Annotated in this window: 16 protein-coding genes and 1 pseudogene; 8 read left to right on the plus strand and 9 right to left on the minus strand. The window is 60.1% G+C overall.

What is annotated here, in order from left to right; genetic code table 11:
• Positions 1–29: 29 nt before the first annotated feature.
• A complete protein-coding gene (locus GO014_RS02515) occupies positions 30–842 on the plus strand; it encodes a site-specific integrase (protein ID WP_157288993.1) in 813 nt (270 codons plus the stop codon).
• 845 nt (positions 843–1687) lie between these two features.
• On the opposite strand, the gene GO014_RS02520 is transcribed toward GO014_RS02515, so the two are convergent.
• The 5 genes from GO014_RS02520 to GO014_RS02535 form a co-directional block, all read right to left on the minus strand.
• Positions 1688–1897 (minus strand): hypothetical protein, encoded by a 210-nt coding sequence (locus GO014_RS02520; protein WP_157288994.1) that lies wholly within the window; start codon positions 1895–1897, stop codon positions 1688–1690.
• Positions 1897–2541, minus strand: coding sequence for a nucleotide-binding protein (locus GO014_RS02525; RefSeq protein ID WP_157288995.1), 645 nt, complete (start codon positions 2539–2541; stop codon positions 1897–1899). Before GO014_RS02525 ends, GO014_RS02520 begins: the two co-directional genes overlap by 1 nt.
• Before the next feature lie 171 nt (positions 2542–2712).
• Entirely contained in the window at positions 2713–3021 is a 309-nt protein-coding gene (locus GO014_RS19590) for a DUF6634 family protein (protein WP_425482048.1), read from the minus strand.
• Between the two features lie 2 nt (positions 3022–3023).
• Positions 3024–4955: an AAA family ATPase gene (locus GO014_RS02530; protein WP_179952909.1), complete on the minus strand. Its 1932-nt coding sequence runs from the start codon at positions 4953–4955 to the stop codon at positions 3024–3026.
• Between the two features lie 74 nt (positions 4956–5029).
• Entirely contained in the window at positions 5030–6304 is a 1275-nt protein-coding gene (locus GO014_RS02535; protein ID WP_157288997.1) for a hypothetical protein, read from the minus strand.
• Positions 6305–6839: 535 nt separating this feature from the next.
• Between GO014_RS02535 and GO014_RS02540 the strand changes: the two genes are divergently transcribed.
• The 7 genes and pseudogenes from GO014_RS02540 to GO014_RS02570 form a co-directional block, all read left to right on the plus strand.
• Entirely contained in the window at positions 6840–7997 is a 1158-nt protein-coding gene (locus GO014_RS02540) for a DUF4357 domain-containing protein (RefSeq protein ID WP_157288998.1), read from the plus strand.
• A gap of 122 nt (positions 7998–8119) precedes the next feature.
• On the plus strand, positions 8120–10084 hold the full coding sequence (locus GO014_RS02545) for an AAA family ATPase (RefSeq protein ID WP_157288999.1): 1965 nt from the start codon (positions 8120–8122) through the stop codon (positions 10082–10084).
• The gene (locus GO014_RS02550) at positions 10081–10971 is read left to right on the plus strand and encodes a tyrosine-type recombinase/integrase (RefSeq protein WP_157289000.1); all 891 of its coding nucleotides are present in this window, start codon (positions 10081–10083) and stop codon (positions 10969–10971) included. Before GO014_RS02545 ends, GO014_RS02550 begins: the two co-directional genes overlap by 4 nt.
• A gap of 403 nt (positions 10972–11374) precedes the next feature.
• Positions 11375–12433 carry a dTDP-glucose 4,6-dehydratase gene (rfbB, locus tag GO014_RS02555; RefSeq protein WP_157289782.1) on the plus strand — a complete coding sequence of 353 codons (1059 nt, stop codon included), beginning with the start codon at positions 11375–11377 and terminating at the stop codon, positions 12431–12433.
• A 1-nt stretch (position 12434) separates the two neighbouring features.
• Entirely contained in the window at positions 12435–13319 is an 885-nt protein-coding gene (gene rfbD, locus GO014_RS02560; protein WP_157289001.1) for a dTDP-4-dehydrorhamnose reductase, read from the plus strand.
• Between the two features lie 12 nt (positions 13320–13331).
• On the plus strand, positions 13332–15617 hold the full coding sequence (locus GO014_RS02565) for a glycosyltransferase family 2 protein (protein ID WP_157289002.1): 2286 nt from the start codon (positions 13332–13334) through the stop codon (positions 15615–15617).
• A 32-nt stretch (positions 15618–15649) separates the two neighbouring features.
• Positions 15650–15772: pseudogene (locus GO014_RS02570) on the plus strand (integrase core domain-containing protein); the annotation flags it as partial.
• Positions 15773–15884: 112 nt separating this feature from the next.
• Here GO014_RS02570 and GO014_RS02575 read toward each other — a convergent pair.
• The 4 genes from GO014_RS02575 to GO014_RS02590 are packed head-to-tail and all read right to left on the minus strand — an operon-like array spanning position 15885 to position 19835.
• Positions 15885–17045: a class I SAM-dependent methyltransferase gene (locus tag GO014_RS02575; protein ID WP_157289003.1), complete on the minus strand. Its 1161-nt coding sequence runs from the start codon at positions 17043–17045 to the stop codon at positions 15885–15887.
• Positions 17046–17059: 14 nt separating this feature from the next.
• Complete coding sequence (locus GO014_RS02580; protein ID WP_157289004.1) at positions 17060–17695, minus strand: class I SAM-dependent methyltransferase; 636 nt, start codon at positions 17693–17695, stop codon at positions 17060–17062.
• Between the two features lie 24 nt (positions 17696–17719).
• Positions 17720–19051, minus strand: coding sequence for an ABC transporter ATP-binding protein (locus tag GO014_RS02585; RefSeq protein ID WP_157289005.1), 1332 nt, complete (start codon positions 19049–19051; stop codon positions 17720–17722).
• On the minus strand, positions 19041–19835 hold the full coding sequence (locus GO014_RS02590; RefSeq protein ID WP_157289006.1) for an ABC transporter permease: 795 nt from the start codon (positions 19833–19835) through the stop codon (positions 19041–19043). Before GO014_RS02590 ends, GO014_RS02585 begins: the two co-directional genes overlap by 11 nt.
• Between the last annotated feature and the right edge of the window lie 18 nt (positions 19836–19853).

Below are 19853 nucleotides of genomic sequence, written 5' to 3' on the forward strand. Positions count from 1 at the left end.
GGGAGGCGATTGGTCGCCCTGCGACGCTGTTGGAAGCGATCAGCTATCTCGGCGGGCGGCACAACGAATACCGGCCAGCCAGCATCCGCAAATATTACGCGGCACTGGCAGTGGCAGTCGATGAGGCATTGGCGACTGGCGCTATCCTTCCGAAGCAGGAAGCCGCGTATCGTGACGCTCTCAAGGATCGGCCGCGTCCGCGGGCTAGAAGCGCCGAATCCCGGACGTCCGCAAAAAAGCGGAAGAGCGTCTCTATGACAGAGGTTAGAACGGTCTGCCGATATTTGTGGACACGCGGAAAGCCCGACGACAAGCTGCTCGTCCGCCTGATCAAGCATGGCGTTTTCCTTGGCCTGCGACCGTCTGAATACTCCGATGCCGATCGGCAGGGGGATTTGTTGGTCGTGCGCACCCGTAAAACGACTAACGGACGCGGTCTGTGTGCGTTCAGGGAACTTGACCTTGTCGATATTGCGCCTGGCGAAGCGGCCTCCCTTGATCAGTTGATCGTGGATTTTGCGAGGGCAAGTTCTGGCGACCTGGAGAGACTGATCGATCGCCTTGGCGCACGCTTGCGGCGGGCGTGTCATCATGTCGGGCTGGCGCCATTTGCCCTCTATACGACGCGCCACCAGGCGATTGCCAATCTTAAGGCGGCCGGCAAGTCGGCGGCGGAAATTGCGGCAGTCGCCGGACACAAGTCACTCTATACGGCGGGCAAGGCCTATGCCGGTCGCCGGTCCGGCTGGAAAGCGGTCCCGACAGCAAAAGCCACCAGCGCCATGCTGGCGAAATTCGAGGTACAACCGACGCCGCAAAGGCCGTGGTCTCCGAAAATCTAGCGGGTCAATTTGTGCTTTGCCAGTGATGGTGCGAAGGTGACCACGTGCCCCTTGTGCCCCTCAAGACACTGTATGACGTTTCCAATGTGCTTGGCCTGGATACGGTCAACCGCGTCTGGGCCACTTATGATGATCGCCAAGGGTGTGATGCTGGTCGATCACTCCGCCTTGCGCAGGGCCGATTTTGGTGAGGGCGTAAGCGATTTTCGACCGCGACCGGTGGGTAGCGGGTCGGAGAATGTTGGCATCCGTTTTTGAGTTCCACGACCGACCCTGGCGTTCTTGGAAATCGCGCGATTTTGGTGGGAACGGTTGTTTCCGGGTGAAGTCTCTACCAACGGCGTAACCGCGGATGCGTGGATCCAGGCCTCAATGTCTTCGGGTCGGTACAACGCCTTGTCAGTGGGCTTGTAGTAACGCGGCCCCCGCCCTGTCGACGCCAACTTGGCCAAAGTGTGCTCCGAAATTGGGTAGCGCTCGGCCACCTGGCGGCGGGTGAGGTAGAGTTGGGTCACGGCTAGTCATCCGGTCAATGGTGATCCTACGATCCGGCCAGATGACGAAAGTCACAAACGGTTTTGCTTTGTAGAATGTGATGGTTTTGGAACGCCCTTGGCAACGATACCTATCAGAGCCCAAAACTGGATGTACGGGCCTATGACGGACTGCCCACCATTTGCAAGCCATCAGTCAACAAAGCACGACGATCGCTATGACAAAGACTGGCCCTGGTATATCGGCCAGATTTCATTCTCGCTCGCCCCACGGTTTGCGGTCATGCTGGCAATCGAGCGAGCAAGAGTGATCGCATGCTGGCTAGACAGCAAGCTAGCACGCGATCTCAATTAATTATCGACCTGCAGCTTCGCGAGGAGGTCTCCCAGGGCTTCATCGAGAAGGCCCTGCAGGTTGGTGCGGCGGTCGAGCGCAAGGCGGTGCAGCATGTCGCGTTTCTCCCGAGAGAGCCGATAGCAGATCTGGACGCGTGCTTCACCTTCGTCAGCCAAGTCGGCGGCGCTGGCCGTTGCGCGCAGGGGAGGTTTCAGTGGAGACACTAGTTGTTCCTTTCGCAAATCGCCGACCACAGACGTGCGTAGTCGGAGCGGGCCGGCGCATCGATTGGCAGGTCGGCGACGGTCATTCCGCGGAATATGAGCTCCGGATAGATCAGCCGATGCGTGATCTGGTGGCGCCAGGGAGTGGCGCCGGCGGCCTTCAAGCGCTCGCGTGCGAGACGAATGGTCGGGGGCGCCATACCATGACGCAATGGCGGCGCTGCGATGAGTGCCACGAGAGGCTTCGCGTGGGCGTGTTTCAAGAAGTCGACCCACTCGAGAGCCAACGTGAGATCAAACCTGAAAGGTCTTGCACAAACGATCGAAATTCCGGCGGCCTGGGCTATGGCGTGTGAGCCGCGATAGGGGGCAGGCGGATTGTCGATGATCACCGCGTCATAGCGTAATTTGGCCCTACCCAGAAGCGTGGCAACCGCGCCCACTTCCGTGCTGTGAACGTTGAACGTCGGGTTCCTGCTCATGGTATGAAATTCACTGGCCGAACGCTGCGGGTCGGCGTCGAGGACAACGGTGCGGCGGCCCTCGGCCGCCGCCAGGCCTGCGAGGGCAATTGCGGTCGACGTCTTGCCGGCACCGCCCTTACCCCAGAGCGCAAGCACGATAGAAGCGGCGGTTTTGGTCATAGTGCATCCCTTTCCCCCGCACTGTCGAAGCAAGCCTGGCAAGGAACAAATCGCGCCTGCGAAGGCAGGCAAGGAGCGCGATTGCTATCAAGCGAGCTAGCTCGAATGCTCGCTTGATAGCGCCAGGCCCGCATCAAGGAGCATGCGCACCGGCGGCACGGGTCGCCCTCACTAGCTTTTGTCGGGTATCTCCAGAGCCAGCGGCTCGGCCAGGCGATAGAGACGACTAACCGTGCGCGCCCAACGATGATGCGGGTCCATGACGAGGACGACGCTGGTCGTGCACCATCCTGGATCCAAAAGCGGATGCCCGCTGACGTTCCCCACAAGACAATGAAGGCCTGAGCCTACCTCGGACAGCACCCACTGAGATAGAACGGGCGCTGCATCAAGCTGGGCCCGCGTGGGGAGCTTTCCATTCTGGATTTGGATCGCGGCGCGCAGACCTTTCTGCAAGCTTGCTTTTGTCAATTTCGCCATCGCTACACCTGCTGACCGACCGTGGGCTCGGCGACAAGGCGGGACATCCGCTTCGTTTCCAGCTTCATTGCATCAAGCGGTCCAGCTCCAAGAAGTTTGATGACCTCGGCGCCTGACAGCACTTTGAATTCGGCGAGCCGTTCTGCCAGCATGATCGCGAGTTCGCGTTCCGCTTCCACCATACCCATCGCGCGGCGAAGGAGAATCGGCAGCTCGTTTGCGACTGCAGAAATCGTGACTGCGCTGGGTTTTCCTGTCGCGGCAGGGCCGAAGAGCAGGCTCTGTCCCAGCCCCTGCTTCTCATGCGCGTCAATCAGCAGCCGCGTGGCACCCTCAAGATCACTTGCAGCCCCGGAATTGGCACCACGACCCAGGACAAGATCGGCCGCTCGACCGCCAAGCATGATCGTCGCCATATCCCGGATGTGCGCCAAGGTCGGAACGAGGGTGGGGAAGGCGCTGCGAATGTGGCCACCTGTCGTGCCCTGCGGGACGATGGATATCAAGTCGACCTTATGACCGAGGCGATGGGCGATCAGTGCGTGGCCGGCCTCGTGGAGGGCTATGGCCTGGATATCGGATGGGAGGCGATTGTCTTCCGGGATGATCCGCGCGAGGACGTCGTCAATCGACAACGGCCGCCCCGCACCGCGCGCCGCAGCGCGGGCTTCACGCACCCAGCCCTCGACCATGGCGGGCGTTGCGCCAAGGCCGAGCTGCGCCAGGGGGAGGAGATCGGCCTCGGCCAGGTCTGATCCGAGGTAGAAACGGAAGACGTCCAGGATCTCCTCGCGAGTGTGGGGCGCTCGTACGGCGATGCGCTGCTGCAGCCGACCTGGACGGATCAGCGCCGCATCAAGACGTTCAAAAAAGTTCGTTGCGCCGAGCAACAGGACACGTGTTCGTGACGCCCGCAACCGGTCGATCTCCGTTAGAAACAGTGTGATGATCGGCACCCACCAATCGCGGCCACGGGCATCCATAGTGGCGCGGTTTGGCAGCGCATCGAGTTCGTCCAGAAACGCGACCGCCGGTTCGGCGGCCATCGCACGGTCGATAAAAGCCTTGAGATTCTTGGCGACGCTGCCAAGGTTGCTATCTCCAGACGTGAACCACTCGCCAACCGACGTCGAAACGAAGGTCCAGCCGGAGCTTTCAGCGAGAGAGCGTGCCAGAAGCGTCTTGCCTGAGCCGGGCTCGCCCTCAAGCACGCCAAAGATGAGTGCGTCCGGCCCAAGGTACTTGGCCTTCACCGCCTCCAGCTCGGCCAGCGTCGAATCCGCCCACTGACGCAAATCCTCAGCCAGTGGCAAATCGGCCAAAGGCGGCACTGCGGAGGTGGTCTTTGCCTGCGGCGGCAGAATGGAGCGCTGAAGGTTGGCGACGCATTCCCTGGCGGAAATGCCGGGTCGAATGGCGGTGACAATGGCGGTTATGGGCAAAGCCGCCATGTCAGGGGTCACACCCCGAGCCCTGCCGCCGGTCACACTCTTGATGACCTTGCGCAGCAATGCGGTCGTGGGCGGAGCAATAGTGACCACCATATCGGCCGCTGTGAGCACTGCAGCGTCCAGGATGCCTTGAGGATCCTGCGAGATGAAGATGAGGCAGCGGCCCCGTTGAACCGCATGCAGCGCATTCGCGCCGACGTCACCTTCGGTCCTTTTGGCCGAGTTCCGTTCAGTGGCGGTGTAGACGGTAACCGTGCTGGCCAGCTTGACAGCCGGCCTCACGATGACTTCCACCCATTCGGCGTCAGGCACCTTGAGGATGATGATACTCGATCCGCGAGTGATGAGGCCCTTGGCCTTGGCGCTGAGAGACTTGGTCAGCACCTCCTTGGCAAGGCAGTCCGGGGCGTTGGGCGCGGACTTGGCGAGGGCTTCGAGATCGGCGGGGGTGAAGGCTTCGTCGTCAATGTCATTTTCGGCCATAGGGGCACGCTCCATGAACCGGATGGCTCGCGCGGCGAGCGATCCGTCTGGTGAAGGATGGATTGGGTAGTGCCTTAAGCGGCGATCAGCGCGGGGGTCGCAGGATCAATGCCGCCGTCGGGGTCGATAGCGACCCAGCTGTCGCGCGTACGGCCCTTGGAGCCGACACAGAACTGGGCCGCCCCACTGCCGCTGCTAAAGACGAGGTCGCGGGTCGTGACAAAGCTGCGGCCATCAGCTGAGAGCTCGAGCAGGCCGGCGTGCAGCCAGGCAGAGCGCAGGAAGCGGACACTCGAATTGGCGCTTGCCGCAGTCTCTATGCGAATGTCGGAGCCCTCGAGCACAATCCAGCGATTGTCGCTCTGACGAGCGGCCAGAGCAACAAGGCCGTTATCGAAGCAGAGCTCCATGCAGGTTCCGTCCGGCATTTCGTTGAATGGACGCAGTGGGGCGACGCGACCGGCTTCCTGGCGCGGACCTGACAGTACCGCACGGGCCGCGCCATGGGTGAACATCACGCCGTGGTGGCGCAACGCCAGGCAGGCCCGGCCGAGAAAGCCGTCAAGCTCACTATAGCGCTGGGCATCGATAGCGGCGCCCATCGGCAGCTCGTTCATCACTGCGAATGCGCGGGTCGCCTCAATGCGCGCGAAGAGCATCCGCTCGGCGGCGCGGGCGTCCTCATCGCAAAGTGTATCGTTCGTGTCAGTAATGACCACGATATGCTTGATGTCGCCGATCGGCTGCTGGCCGGAGGCGACACGGGTTCCCACGGAAGCGCTGGCGCCGACATAGACCTGACGCTCCCCAATCAGGGCATAGATCCCGGGACGATTGAGAGCACTAAGCTTGCCAAGACCGCGGCGCGCCTCACCCGCAGCCACAACAACCGTGGGAACAAGGGGCGAGGTCGCCAACTGTTCGATACCGGTGGGCAGGGCGGCGTCGCTTGTCGTTGTGGAGATGGAGTTCACCTCAAGAGATTCGCAGCCAAAGGTACTCGGGCGGCGGGCCTCGGCCTCGGCGTCAACCGGGCCAGGCGTTTCCGGCGCGCGACGCACCACAGAATGCTGATCGATGACGTCGGTATAGTCGATCACCAGGATTTCCAGGTCGACCATCACCAAAACGGCGCCGGTAGGATCGGGATGATCGCCCAGTCCTTCGGCAATATCCCCAAGACTGGCACTGCCGGTCTCGTCAACAATGCGCAGGATAGTCAGCTGCGTAGGGCCCGCAACGAGCTCGTGCTGCACCAACCCGGCGACCAGCGCCGGCGGGGAATAGGGCATGAAAGAGGAATAGGACTTGCCCGACGCGTTTGCGTCGGTAGAAAAGGCATTAGCCATGTCATCACCTGTTAGAGCAGGAGGTTTCATGGTCAGGTCGACGGAAGGTTTGCAGACCTCCGTCGGCCGCTCCTTGCAGGGAACGTTCCGACCATATCGGGCCATTTGGCACCGACGCTGCAAAGATGAGCATCCCCGCCGATCTTGCAAGGTGATCCTCGATCGCGTGGTTAATGTCGGACGAATCTCGGCAGCAGGGATTCAAAGTTTTACGGTTCCGGCGTTATCGGTCATTTGCCGGATTTCCGGTCCTCTCAAAGCGTCCGAATCGCGCAAAACCGGGCCCGTTCCAGGCAATTGGCCTGGCCATCCTCGAGGCGCGTTAACCAAGAAGAACAAAGCGCCAACATCGGCGTTGACAGCCAGAAGAACTTCGGCTCTCCTGATCAGCGTCGGTTCCATTCCGGGCCGATCCCGAGGCCGCGTCTCCGCATGAGACGCTGGTTCGCCCAGGCGAACCAGAGGCGGCTGACAGTGTGTTGGAGCACACTGCCAGCCTAACCAAGGGGCAACCTGCCGTAACAGGAGAAACCCAATGGCTGATGCCATTCTGGGCGCGGATGCGCCCGCCCGCAAGCTCGCTTCGAGCGATTTCCCCCACACCCGTCAGATGATGGCCCTCGAAGGGCTCGTCGCCGATCCGCATATTGATCTCGACAGCCAGATCGCCATCCTGGCCGCGATCGACGAGACCGGTTCGGCCAGTCTGGGCGATCTCATGGCCCTGCTGCCCGATCACCCCAGCCCCGGCCAGGCGATCATGGCGCTGATCCGCGAGGGCGCGCTCGTCATCACCTCTTCCGGTCTCATCGATGCCCATAGCCAGGTGGCGCGCCGGGTCAATCCGCCCTTGCGCCAGAAGGCATCGACCTCCGAGGCCCCCAAAAAGGGCGTGCAGCACCTCAAGGTCATTGCGCCTGAGCCCGATATCTTCTTTGCTTCGGGCATCGACCGCACCTATTTCGTCAAGGAGCCGCGGCTGCGGCAGAAGGGCATCTACCTCGCCCTTTATGGCAGCGCGGTCTATGTCGGCCGTTCCGGGGACACGGCCTGCCGCATTGCCTGGGGCGCGCATTTGAGGCGCAATGGCCTGCCCAACCGCATCATCGCCGCGGTCGACAAGCACCAGGTCCTCGATGACGCCCAGGCCCGCGTGGCCGAGCGTCTTGCCGCCCGCATGGTCAATAAGCATCCCGGCCTTACACTCCTCAATAATGCCTTTCCGGCCGGCGATCGGCTCGCTTCCGGTCCTTATGCGGCCACGGACCGCTTCGTCACCTCCTTTTTCGAACGCGTGGAACGGGCCGGGCTTCTCGAGCCCACCACCCCCAACTGCATGCCCACCGAACCGATCGAAGGGGCGCCAAACGAAGTGGAGGAGGACCAGCTCCTTACCATGGAAAGCTGCGGCGTCACCGCCAGGGCCAGGATTGAGGACGGCAAGTTCTGGGTTTTGGCCGGCAGCCAGGTCCGGCTCGATCCGGTTCCCTCGGCCGGCAGCGCGGCGCTCAAGGATCGTCAGGACCTGCTCCACGATGGTGGCTTGGTCCATAAGGGCGATCATCTGGTCCTGACCGTGGATGTCGGTTTCGACACGCCATCGGGCGCCGCCAATTTCGTGGCCGGCTCAAGGGTCAAACCCGAGCATTGGCGGCCATTGGCCGAGGCACAGGGCATAGGTCCCAGGGCATAGGCCTCAATACTTAGGTCCAAGACCTGAAGCCCGTGCTCTGACGGGTGGCATTGGCCACCCGCATCCTCCTTTTCACCATTCAAAACCGCGGCGCGAGAAGCGCGTCCGCGAAAGGAACCCCCATGTCCAATCTTGCCAATATGACGCTCGTCCTCGATGACGACGAGTTCGACACTGCTGAGGCGGCTGACGCGGCCGAGGCCAAGCCCATGCGACCGGATCGTGCTCTGGTCCGCGCCCTCCTTTCGGGCAGGACAGCACCCATCCGCAAAGCACTGCGCTCTGACGTGGCTCAGGTCATCCAGATCATAGCGCCGACGCCTGCCTGGGCGCGCGCCATCAGCAAGGAAATCCAGCGCAGCCATCCTGAGGTGAAAACTCTGAGCCTCACTGAGACCAAGAAGGACCGGAATGACTGGGTCGTGCCGCAAGTGCTGTCGCAGCTGATCTCTGGAGTGCACAGCGTGTTCTGCACCACCAATGCCCCCGAAATCCTGCCCGCCGAGATCGAGGGAACGACTGATCTGCGCCTCGACCTGCCCGAGATCGATGCTGCCGTCGTCAAGCGCGCCATCCGTGACTTCTGCGGGCAACGTCCGGTTGGGCTTGGGGACGAAGATGTCGAACATCTCGACTTCTTCGATCTGGTCATGGCCATGCGTCCCGGCAGTTCGGCACGCGATTGCGTCAGGCGCATCAAGGCCCTGGCCGAGAAGCAGCGCAGGGCCAGGATCGTCATGCATCGCACGATTGGGTCGCGTGTCGAGGACCTTCCGCTGCCCATGCCGGTTCGGAGCTGGGCCATGACCTGCCTCGACGAACTTAATCTGGTCGCCGAGGGGTCTCTGCCGGCCAGTCAATTGCGCTTTGCCGTGCTCGAAGGGGCGCCGGGGACCGGTAAGACGCTTTTGGCCGAGGCCCTGGCCCGCTCTGCCGGGTGGCGCACGGTCTCGGCGACCATGGGCGACTGGTTCAACCGGAGCGACGGGCATCTGGGAGGGGTCAGCAAGGCCATCGTCCGCTTTTTCGACACGCTGCTTGAGGACGACAAAACAATCGGCTTTATCGACGAGATCGACGGCCTGCCCGATCGCGCCAGTCTAGATGCGCGGGACCGGCAATGGTGGACCCCGGTCGTCAACCTTTTCCTCAAGCAGATCGACCGAATTCGCACCTCCGGCAGGCCGATCATGCTCATCGGCGCCACGAACTATTATTCGCGCCTCGACGCAGCGATGGTGCGCCCGGGGCGCCTGGAACAGCGTGTCCACATCCCCGTCCCCCAAACAGAGGACGAGCTCCGAGCCATCTTCGCGCACTACCTGGCCCCTGATATTCCGGCAAGCGAACTCGAACCGGTGGCCCGCCTCGCCCTCGGGGCCACGCCCGCCCTTATTGAGGCCTGGGTCAAACAGGCGCGCGGCCTGGCCCGGCATGATCAGCGGGTCCTGACGGTGGAAGATGTGATCGATGTGATTGCTCCGCCCGATGACCGTGCCCCCAACGAAATTCGGGCCGTCGCAATCCATGAAGCCGGCCATGCCTTTGTTGCGACGCGTTTGGGCATCGGGGTCAGGCATGTCTCGATCATTGCGCGTGGTGCCAGCGGCGGGTTCACGCAGACGGTGCCGCCAGGCGGGATCCTCAGCCGTCAACACCTCGAGGATCACGTCACGATCATGATGGCCGGACGTGCGGCCGATCTGATCCTGGGCGATATGGGTGCGCACTCCGGTGCGGCCATCGATATCGAAATGGCGACATCCCTTCTGACGCGGGGCTATTGCGAATGGGGGCTCTATGAAAGTTTGGGGCATCTCGACCCCAATAGCGAGGCGGCCTTCGATTTTGCCGACAGGGCGATCAAGCGTCTGCTGAACCGGGCCATCAAGCTCATCACCCAAAACCGTTCGCAGGTCCTGGCCCTCGCCACTGAGCTCCAGACGCGCCGCTTTCTCAAAGGCCATGAGATCAAGCCTATCCTTGATCATCACGCCGATGACCCGGCACCTACCAAGACCGCAGAACGCCCGTCCACTAGGCGCGGACGGAAGGCCGAAGCCAATGCGCAGGTGGCCCCGAAATGACCGCTCATTGGCTCAAGCACATCGATCGGCTCGATGGCGCCTTTTCCGATCATACGCTCCGGTCCTATCGGAGCGACTTCGGGCTCTTTGCCGCCTGGTGCCGCAAGCGCCGGGTGCCCTTCCTGCCAGCAACCAGCGAGACGGTTGCCGCTTATATCGAGACCGAGCGAATGCGCCTCAAGCCCGGGACGTTGAAACGTCGCCTTGCTGCCATCCGCAAGCTCCATCACCTGGCAGAGGAGGGCGATCCTACCCGGGACGCCGATGTTGATCTGGCCATACGGCGCGCCAGCCGGGCCCAGCCATCCCGTCCCCAGCAGGCGCTGGGCATCACGGCCGAAAGGCGGGATCGCCTCCTCGCCCAATGCACCGATGATCTCATTGGTTTACGAGATAAGGTTCTAGTCTGCGTCGGTTTCGATACTTTGTGTCGCCGGGGCGAATTGGTGGCCTTGTCAGTCACCGATTTCACCAAACGCGATGATGGACGCTACAGCGTCCTCATTCGCCGGGCCAAGAACGATCCTGAAGGTGCCGGCCGAACTGCCCAACTCTCGACGCGCAGCAGCCAGCTCGTGGACGAATGGCTCGCCGCCACCGGTGCGACCAGAGGGCCGCTGCTGCGCCCAGTCTATCGGAACCGGGCGCTGGCACTCTATCTCGAACCGCTCACCATTGGTCGCGTACTTAAGAAGCTGTCGAACCGGGCGGAGTTACAGATGGACGGACCATCCAAAGTGTCGGGCCATTCGCTCCGCGTCGGAGCCGCGCAGCAACTGGTGCTGAACGGGCGAGGCATCCTCCAGGTCATGAGGGCGGGGGGATGGCGGTCGATGAACGTCGTGGCCCGCTATGTAGAGAATGTCGATCTGGACGTTTGGAGTTAGTCTATATTCATGAACATCGAGATTGACACCGTGGTCCATGGCTGCAGCGTAGTTTGGACGCCCCCTGGTCTGTGAGGATCACTTGCACCTTGTGTTTCGCGTCCGTCCGGTTGGCATGATCCCCGGCGTTCGGGTCCGGATGACATGGTCAAGTCCGTACTCGATGGCGGGGGCAAGCCGAGGCGGGACTCGATCAATCGATCAGCTTGGCTGCACGTTTCTAGCTGGTGATGAAGTGACCGGGAAATCCAGGGCCCTCTCGCTAGGCGCTACATTCGGGTGTCCGTCGAACTTTATTTTCTTGTCCTTTTTGCCTCCACTGGCCGCCCTCATAACCTCTTGGCTTGCCTTCGCGATTGCGCAGAGGTAGATCATCAAACATCGACAGACCGGAGATATGGCATTGCAGATTTTGGTTACTGGTGGCGCCGGCTTTATTGGTTCAGCTGTCGTGCGATTACTTGCCGAACGTGACGATGCAGTTGTCGTCAATGTGGATAAGCTCACCTATGCAGGCAATCTGAGCTCGGTCGCGAGCGCACAAACCTCGGGGCGATATCGATTTTATCAAGCCGACATTTGCGACCGCGATGCCATGCTCGACATCATGCGGCAGGAAGACATTACCCATGTGATGCATCTGGCGGCCGAAAGTCACGTCGACCGGTCAATCGACGGCCCGGCAGCATTTATCGAAACCAACGTGGTGGGAACGTTTCGTCTGCTTGACGCGGCGCTGACCCATTGGCGGGGCTTGTCTAGTGACCGTCAGGAGGCTTTCCGATTCCACCATATCTCCACCGATGAAGTGTTCGGCGACCTGCCCTTCGATAGCGGTGTCTTCACCGAAACAACGCCCTATGCCCCATCGTCGCCCTATTCGGCGTCCAAGGCAGGGTCCGATCACCTGGTGCGCGCCTGGCACCACACCTATGGACTGCCCGCGGTCTTGTCGAACTGCTCGAACAACTACGGCCCTTACCACTTCCCCGAGAAGCTGATCCCGTTGGTGATCCTGAACGCCCTGCATGAAAAGCCCCTACCCATCTACGGCAAGGGCGCCAATGTACGCGACTGGCTTTACGTCGAGGACCACGCCCGTGCCTTGGCGCTGGTTGCGACCAGTGGCGTTCCTGGCGAGAGCTACAATATCGGTGGCCGCGCTGAGCGCACCAACCTTTCGGTGGTCCAGACCATTTGCGACTTGCTCGATGCCAAGCGTCCACGGGCGGCTGGCAAGAGCTATCGAGACCTGATGACGTTCGTTACCGATCGCCCGGGCCATGACCGACGCTATGCCATCGACGCCAGCAAAATCGAGCGCGAGTTGGGCTGGCTCCCCGTGGAGACCTTCGACAGTGGCCTGTCCAAGACCATCGACTGGTATCTCGCTAACGAAGCTTGGTGGCGGCCTATCCGCGAGAAGACCTACGCTGGCGAGCGCTTGGGTCAGGTGGCCTGACATGGCAACCAAGCTTCTTGTCATCGGCCAGGATGGCCAGGTTGCACGGGCCATGGCATTTGTCGGGTCGGCCGACAACATTGTCACATGCGTTGGCCGTCCCGAACTCGATTTGACCGACCCTGCCTCGGTTCGCGCCGCCATTGATCGCCACAAGCCTGACATTGTGATTAATCCTGCGGCGTATACAGCGGTCGACAAGGCCGAGAGCGAAGTCGAGCTGGCCTATGCGATCAACCGCGACGGTGCCGCCGGCGTCGCAGCGGCTGCCGCCGAGGCCGGTTTGCCGATCGTGCACATTTCGACCGATTATGTGTTTGGCGGCGACAAGGCCGAGCCGTATCTGGAAAGCGACCCGACCGGCCCCACCGGCGTCTATGGCGCTTCCAAGCTGGCCGGTGAGCACGCGGTGGCGGCGGTCAATCCGGCCCATGTGGTGCTGCGCACGGCATGGGTTTACGCGCCGTGGGGCCATAATTTTGCCCGCACCATGCTGCGGCTGGCTGCGGACCGCGACGTGGTGCGGGTGGTGGTGGACCAGCAGGGCACGCCGACCTATGCCCCCGATATCGCCCAGGCCGTGCTGGCGGTGTGCCGGACCATTGTGGCCAGCCCCGATGGGAAGGATTGGCGCGGGGTGTTTCACCTGACCAATGAAGGGGCGACCACCTGGGCGGGTTTTGCGTCGGAAGTGTTCGCCCAGTCGGCCGCCCGCGGTGGCCCCTCGGCGCGGGTCGAGCCGATTACGACTGCAGATTATCCGACCCCTGCCAGGCGGCCGGCCAATTCGCGGTTGGACACGGGTCGATTTACCCGGACCTTCGGCCACCGCATGAGTGACTGGAGGGACGCCGTGAAGCGATTCTCAAGCGCGCCAAAGGCATAGGGGACGCGATCGATGCCCATTCTGCCTAGGCCAATCAAGTTCGGGCTGACCCCAATTGGGGACATCGAAACACTCGTCAATGAAAAGTCCGCCACGAACTGGCTGTTTACCGGCGCCGACCCGCGCCTGCTGTTGACCCCGTCCAAACCCATGCCTCCGGGCACCTACAAGCTTGAATTTGTCGACGCCAGTTTTGAACCGGACTGGCTGAACGCGAAGCTTTATCTGGACACCGGCAGTGACTTTTCTGAAGGTCTAGCAGTCAGCTTTCCCATCACCAAGAACCAGCCCGCAGGGTATTTCGAGTTGGGTCAGAAAGTGCTCCGGCTGCGCCTTGACCCGCATGACGGGCCCGGAGCGCTTGCTGCCAAGGGGCTTCGGTTGACCCGAATCTCGACCACACTGCATCGTGCGGCACGCGCGACCCGTCTTGCTGCGGCGCGGGTGAGGTCATTTGATGACGCTGTAAGGCTGCTGACCAAATCCTACCGTATATTGCGAAAGGACGGCATCTTTGGCCTCCAGCACGTAGTCAGCCGTTCGGTTTCGCGTGAGGTCCTTGGCCTCACGGGCGCCGGTTATGCCGAATGGGTGCGGCGCTACGATACCTTCAGCGAGGGCGAAATCGCATTGATGAAGGGCATGGCGCGGGAGCTGTCGGCGCCGCCGCTGATCTCGGTGCTGATGCCCGTCTATAATGCGCCCAAGGAACTACTGATCGAAGCGATCGAGAGCGTCGTCAACCAGGTCTACCAAAACTGGCAGCTCTGCATCGCCGACGATGCATCCACCGAGCCAGAGGTACGGGCGGTACTGGAAAGCTATGCCGCGAAGGACCCGCGGATCAACGTGGTCTTTCGCGAGCGCAATGGACATATTTCGGAAGCCTCCAACAGCGCGCTCGAAATTGTCCGCGGTGACTGGTTCGCGCTTCTGGACCATGATGATGTGTTGCGCCCCCATGCGCTGCTCGAAATTGCGATTGAGGTCGCGGCGCATCCCGGTGCCGGGCTGATCTATTCCGACGAAGACAAGATCGACGGAAAGGGGAACCGCTACGATCCATTTTTCAAACCTGATTTTTCTATCCATCAGCTCCGCTCTCAGAACTATTTCAACCATCTCACTGTGCACCGTACCGAGCTGGTTCGGGCCGTGGGCGGGTGGAGGAAAGGCTTTGAGGGCAGCCAAGATTATGATTTGAACCTGCGCATCGTCGAAAAGCTCGAGCCCGGGCAGATCCGGCACATTCCCAAAGTTCTCTACCATTGGCGCGCCGCCGTGGGCTCAACGGCCAGCGCCGGCAGTGCGAAGAGCTATGCCTATTTGGCAGGGCTAAGAGCGCTTGAGGAACATGCAGGCCGCAGCAACCCTGGCGCCACAGCAAAAGCGATTGACGACCTTCCGGTGTACCGCTTTTGCTATCCGATTCCCGTCCCGCCCCCCCTGATTTCACTCATCATTCCCACACGTGATCGACTGCCACTTATCAAGGGGTGCGTCGATTCAATTCTAGATAGAACCGATTTCCGCAATTTCGAGATTCTGGTTGTCGACAATGGGTCAGTGGAACCCGAGACTATCCAGTGGTTTGACACGCTCGAAGAGCATTCCCAAGTCCGAGTGCTATCCTACGACAAGCCATTCAACTATTCGGCGATCAACAATTTCGCGGCAGGCCACGCCAGAGGAAGCATCATTGGCCTGATCAATAACGACATTGAAGTGATTTCACCCGGGTGGCTCGGAGAAATGGTGTCTCTTGCAGTGCAGGACGACGTCGGGTGTGTTGGCGCCAAGCTATACTACGCGAACGATACCATTCAACACGCAGGCGTAGTAATAGGGATAGGCGGAGTTGCCGGACACGATCACAAGCATGCACCTGCCCAATCCTTTGGATATTTCTCAAGGCTGAAAATTATCCGTGGCGTCTCGGCTGTGACGGCCGCCTGTCTACTCGTGCGTAAAAGCGTTTTTGAACAAGCGGGTGGCCTCGAGGTGGACCTCGAGGTTGCATTTAACGACGTCGATTTTTGCCTGAAAGTAGAAGCGTTGGGCTACCACAACGTTTGGACGCCCTACGCAGAGCTCTACCACTTGGAAAGTATTTCTCGCGGTGCTGAGGATAGCCCAGAAAAAGTCGAGCGCTTTAATCGTGAGGTAGATTTTATGAAAAAACGCTGGGGCGCACGACTGGGCTTCGACATTTATTATTCACCCAATTTGTCGATTGCTCACGAGGATTACTCGATAGCATTTCCGCCCAGGATCAAAAAAATGCCAGGCCACATATAAATCCTCCCTCGGTTGGGTGACATGCCCCTGACGACGCCCGCCAGAAAATGGAGGAATGGCGTCGAGACTACAACGAGGTCCGACCTCACAGCGCCATCGGCAACAAACCACCGATATCGCTCATGAATGCCTCCGGCGCATCCGGTCCGCCGTGAGTGCTACCCCGGGAAATCCCCAGCCGGGTGGTCCAAAATCGGGTCCCACGTCAACAAAGCCAAGGACTTTCCCTAAGGCCGGAGGGGACTTGGGGCTCAGGTCAATTGCGACTTATGAGCTGGGCCGACGCCCCTCGGCGCGGCCATTCAAAACAAAATGCAAAAGGGCGCATCCTCCATCCGCCTTCACGTCGGGATTGTTGTCGAGGTAGTAGGTAGGGTCAAAGCGGTCGGACGGCTTATGGCCCTCTTTCTCACCGGTGTTGGTGTAGTGCAAGGCCGCTTCAAGATCACTGCCGACGAACCCGCTCGCATTGCGATAATAGGTCGGATTGAAGAACCCGCTGTTCAGGAGCGCACGTGCATTAACGAGGTCCGGCGCGAAAGATCGGACCGCCCGCGTATGTGCGATGATTTCGTCTCTGAATTGATGAGACAGAAACCCCATCTGGTCGTGCTTGCTGTGTGCAGCCTTAAGCTCGGCATCGAGTTGCCGAATACGGTCCTCGAGCGCATCCTTTTGCGCCTGAATCGCTACAAATTGTCGTAGCGAGAAGCTCTGGACGACCGAGCGCCCCGTATGAGCAAAAAAATCTATGGGGTCGAAGCCAAGTGAATCGCGCTTGCGATTGCACAACGCGACCACGGCGTCGGGAACCTCGTCGCCGACTGCAACCACAGCCAAACCATGAGAGTGCTCAAAGTCCAGAACGGCGAAGCGATCTCGCAATTCGTTGACGAGCTTATAGACGCCAAAGTCGTTCTCGCGCTCCTGGGTGTCGTGAAACAGGCATACCCCGCGCGACGACAATTTGGGGAACCAGGTAGTGAAGTCGTGCTTCACGGCTTCATAGGTATGAAGCCCATCGATGTGCAGCAAGTCAATCGAGCCATCCTCGAATTGCGACAGTGCATCATCGAAGCTTGAGCGTATCAATCGTCCAGGAGCGTTATAGCGCTCGGTGAGGTACTGATCGAGTTCACGATAGATACTATCTCCATAATCCTTGGCCTCATACTCCCAGGTTTGTCCGTCTCCCAGCCAGTGGTCCACGGCGTGATAGTTCTGGGTCGATCCGAGCGCGTGACCCGCCTGCATAAACGCGCAGAACGAGTTGCCGCTCTGCGTTCCAAGTTCGACCACGCGGCGCGGCTTGAGATTGGCAATGATCCAGAATGCAAACGGTACGTGTCCGAGCCAGGGCGATGGCGGCACAAGTCTTTCTGGCTCGTATGTCAACTCTGGTATCGAGTAAAACAGATCACATTTCAAACGGTTTATCTCCATCAAGCGGTAAAGTCGGGAACCACGTTTTTCATATCGTTGACTTCGCCGTGCCGGAGATTCATGGCATCGGGAAAGAGGTCCAGCAGTCTGTTCTCGCTGGCACCCGAAAGGGGTGTCCCTTTCCGGAATACGGCTACAAAGTCATTCCAGACGTCACTATCTCGCCGCAGTACGCCACTCTCCAGCAATGTGACTTGTTGCCCCATACGCCGAGCCCATTTAGCGAGCGAAAGCCCACTATCAGGGTAGAACCTCCAGCTATCACCAGGATAGGCGTGATAAGGGCCATTCGATGGCGCGTTGATATAAAACAGCCCGCCCTCATTGAGCGCGCTGCAGACTTCCAGGAAGGTCTGCCAGAAAAAGTCGTCATGTTCGAAGGTCGACGTCGATACACAGACATCGAAACCGCTGACCTCGGCCGGGAAACCCTGCGCTGGGTCGTAGACTATGTCTACGCCAGGGCCTGCCGCCATATCGATACCGACATATTCCGCTCCCGCCGGTGCTGCAGAACGAAGACTGCCATTCACGTCCATCGCGCCGAGATCAAGTATTCGCAAGCCGGGTTTCTGCATGTCTTTTGCGTAAGCCTCGAAGAATTTCGCACCCGACAACAATGCGGTGTCATGCATTTCCAGTGTCCTTTTTCTGCGCGATCACGCCGGTGTACCGTTCAGCTTGTGGAGATTGATTGAGTGCATGGGAATCCCGATCTGCCCCAACCTCACGTGGCCGCCTTCGCACCGAAACAACAGCGCGTCATCCAGCCAATGATGTTGAACGTGATCAATCTGTGAACCGCTCGCAAACGCCGCCGATAGCGAGTAGTCGCCTTCAGCCAAATAGGGCATCTGGAAGGTAAACTGCGCCTCTACCATTTCCGAGGCCTCGAGCATTAGCGGATTGGCTGCATGGTCGAGATAAGTATTGTCGCCGAATATTTCCTGCCCTAGCCTGTTCTTGAGGTGAAACCCCAAGATCGGATGCTTCATGGGTTCTCGGGCCACGGCCCTTATTGTAAGGCGAACTTCCGTTCCTCCTTCTACCACTCCCAGTCTGTGGCCAGCCAGGTCTGCTATCTCGACGCTTTCGATTTGCCCTCCGCCCGCTCCATAGGCGGGCGCGTTGGGATCAAACTCAAACACCTCGATTTCGTTGCGTTTGGTCGAGCCGCTGATCATTTCATGTCTGACGTCCTGGCGCTGCCGAGGCATGTCGCGCCGACGCCCGGTGATCGAGAATGAGCGCCCATCGATCTCGCCATGCAGGGACGCCTGATAGGCCAGCGAAATATCGCGCGCATCGCCTTCGGCGCGGACCTGGCCATTTTCCATCCAGATCGCCCGGTCGCACAGGGCGTTGACCGAGCCGGTGTCGTGGGAGACGAACAGGATCGTGCCGTGTTCCTTGAACCTGTGAATGAAGCGCATGCACTTCTGGGTGAAGGCCGCATCGCCGACAGCCAGGATCTCGTCAACGATCAGAATGTCGGCGTCAACATGGGCTGCCACGGCGAATGCCAGCCGGGCATACATGCCCGATGAGTAGGTCTTGACCGGCTGGTCGACGAAATCGCCAATGCCGGCGAAATCCAATATGGCGGGCTCACGTTCGTCGATCTGTGCGTTGGATAGGCCCAGTATGGCGGCAGACAGACGCACATTTTCGCGGCCGGTAAATTCGGGATTGAACCCGGCCCCCAGTTCAAGCAGCGGAGCCACCCGGCCCGTCACGTTCAGCGTACCCGAATTGGGGGTAAGCGTACCCGCAATCATTTGCAGCAGCGTCGATTTGCCGGATCCATTTCGGCCCACAATGCCCACGGTCTCACCGCGGCCGATGCGAATGTCCACATTCTGGACCGCCCAATACTCTGTGTAGTAGCGCTTGTGGCGAAACAGCATCTGCTTGAGCCGATCCTGCGGCTTGGCATAAATCAGATATGCCTTGCCCAAGCCCGCCGCGTCGATCACCACGTCAGATGACATCAGCAAAAGCCTTCTTTGTACGTCTGAAAAAAACGAGCCCAGCTAGCAGCACGATTGCGGCGAAAGCCAGATAGCTCGAATAGGTGAGTAGGTCTGGGCCCTGGCCCCAAAACACAAGGTCGCGCATAAGGTTAACCGCGGGCGTGATCGGGTTCAGAGTGATCAGCCAATTATAGGGTTCAGGCAGGCTTGCCGGGTCGTAAAAGACCGAAGACATGAACAGGATCGCCGTCGAGAGGGGCGGTGTGATATGCTTTAGGTCGCGCAGAAATACCCCTAGGGATGCTAAAAGATAGCTTATCCCCATGGTGATCATCGCCAAGGGCAGCAGGGCCAGCGGCAGTAGAAGAATCGTCGCCGGGGGCAGGCCATGCATGACCAGGTAGATGACCAGGAAAGCGGCGAATGAAATCACGACCGTGGCCAGCGAAGTCAGCATGCTGACTACGACCAAAACGTCGAGCGGGAACACCACTTTCTTGACGTAGGACACGTTCTCAAGCACCAGGTTGGGCGCTCGGTTGAACTGGTCGGAAAAGAAGTTGAACATGATTAGGCCGGAGAACAGCAAGAGCGGATAGGCATACTCTGCCGTGACCTCGGTGCCGGGCCGCTGCCAGCGCGATTGAAAGATGACGCCAAAGACCAGCGAGAAGACCGCCAGCATGGCCAATGGTGCAATAAGGGCCCAAAACCAGCCGAGCATCGAGCCACGAAAGCGTTGGTCAAACTCACGCTGGGCCAACTTCACGGTCAGCGAGAGATTGCTTGAAAATGGAGTCACACGTGCCAGCCTGTTCTG

The organism is Devosia marina (genome assembly GCF_009758415.1).
Taxonomy (GTDB): Bacteria; Pseudomonadota; Alphaproteobacteria; order Rhizobiales; family Devosiaceae; genus Devosia; species Devosia marina.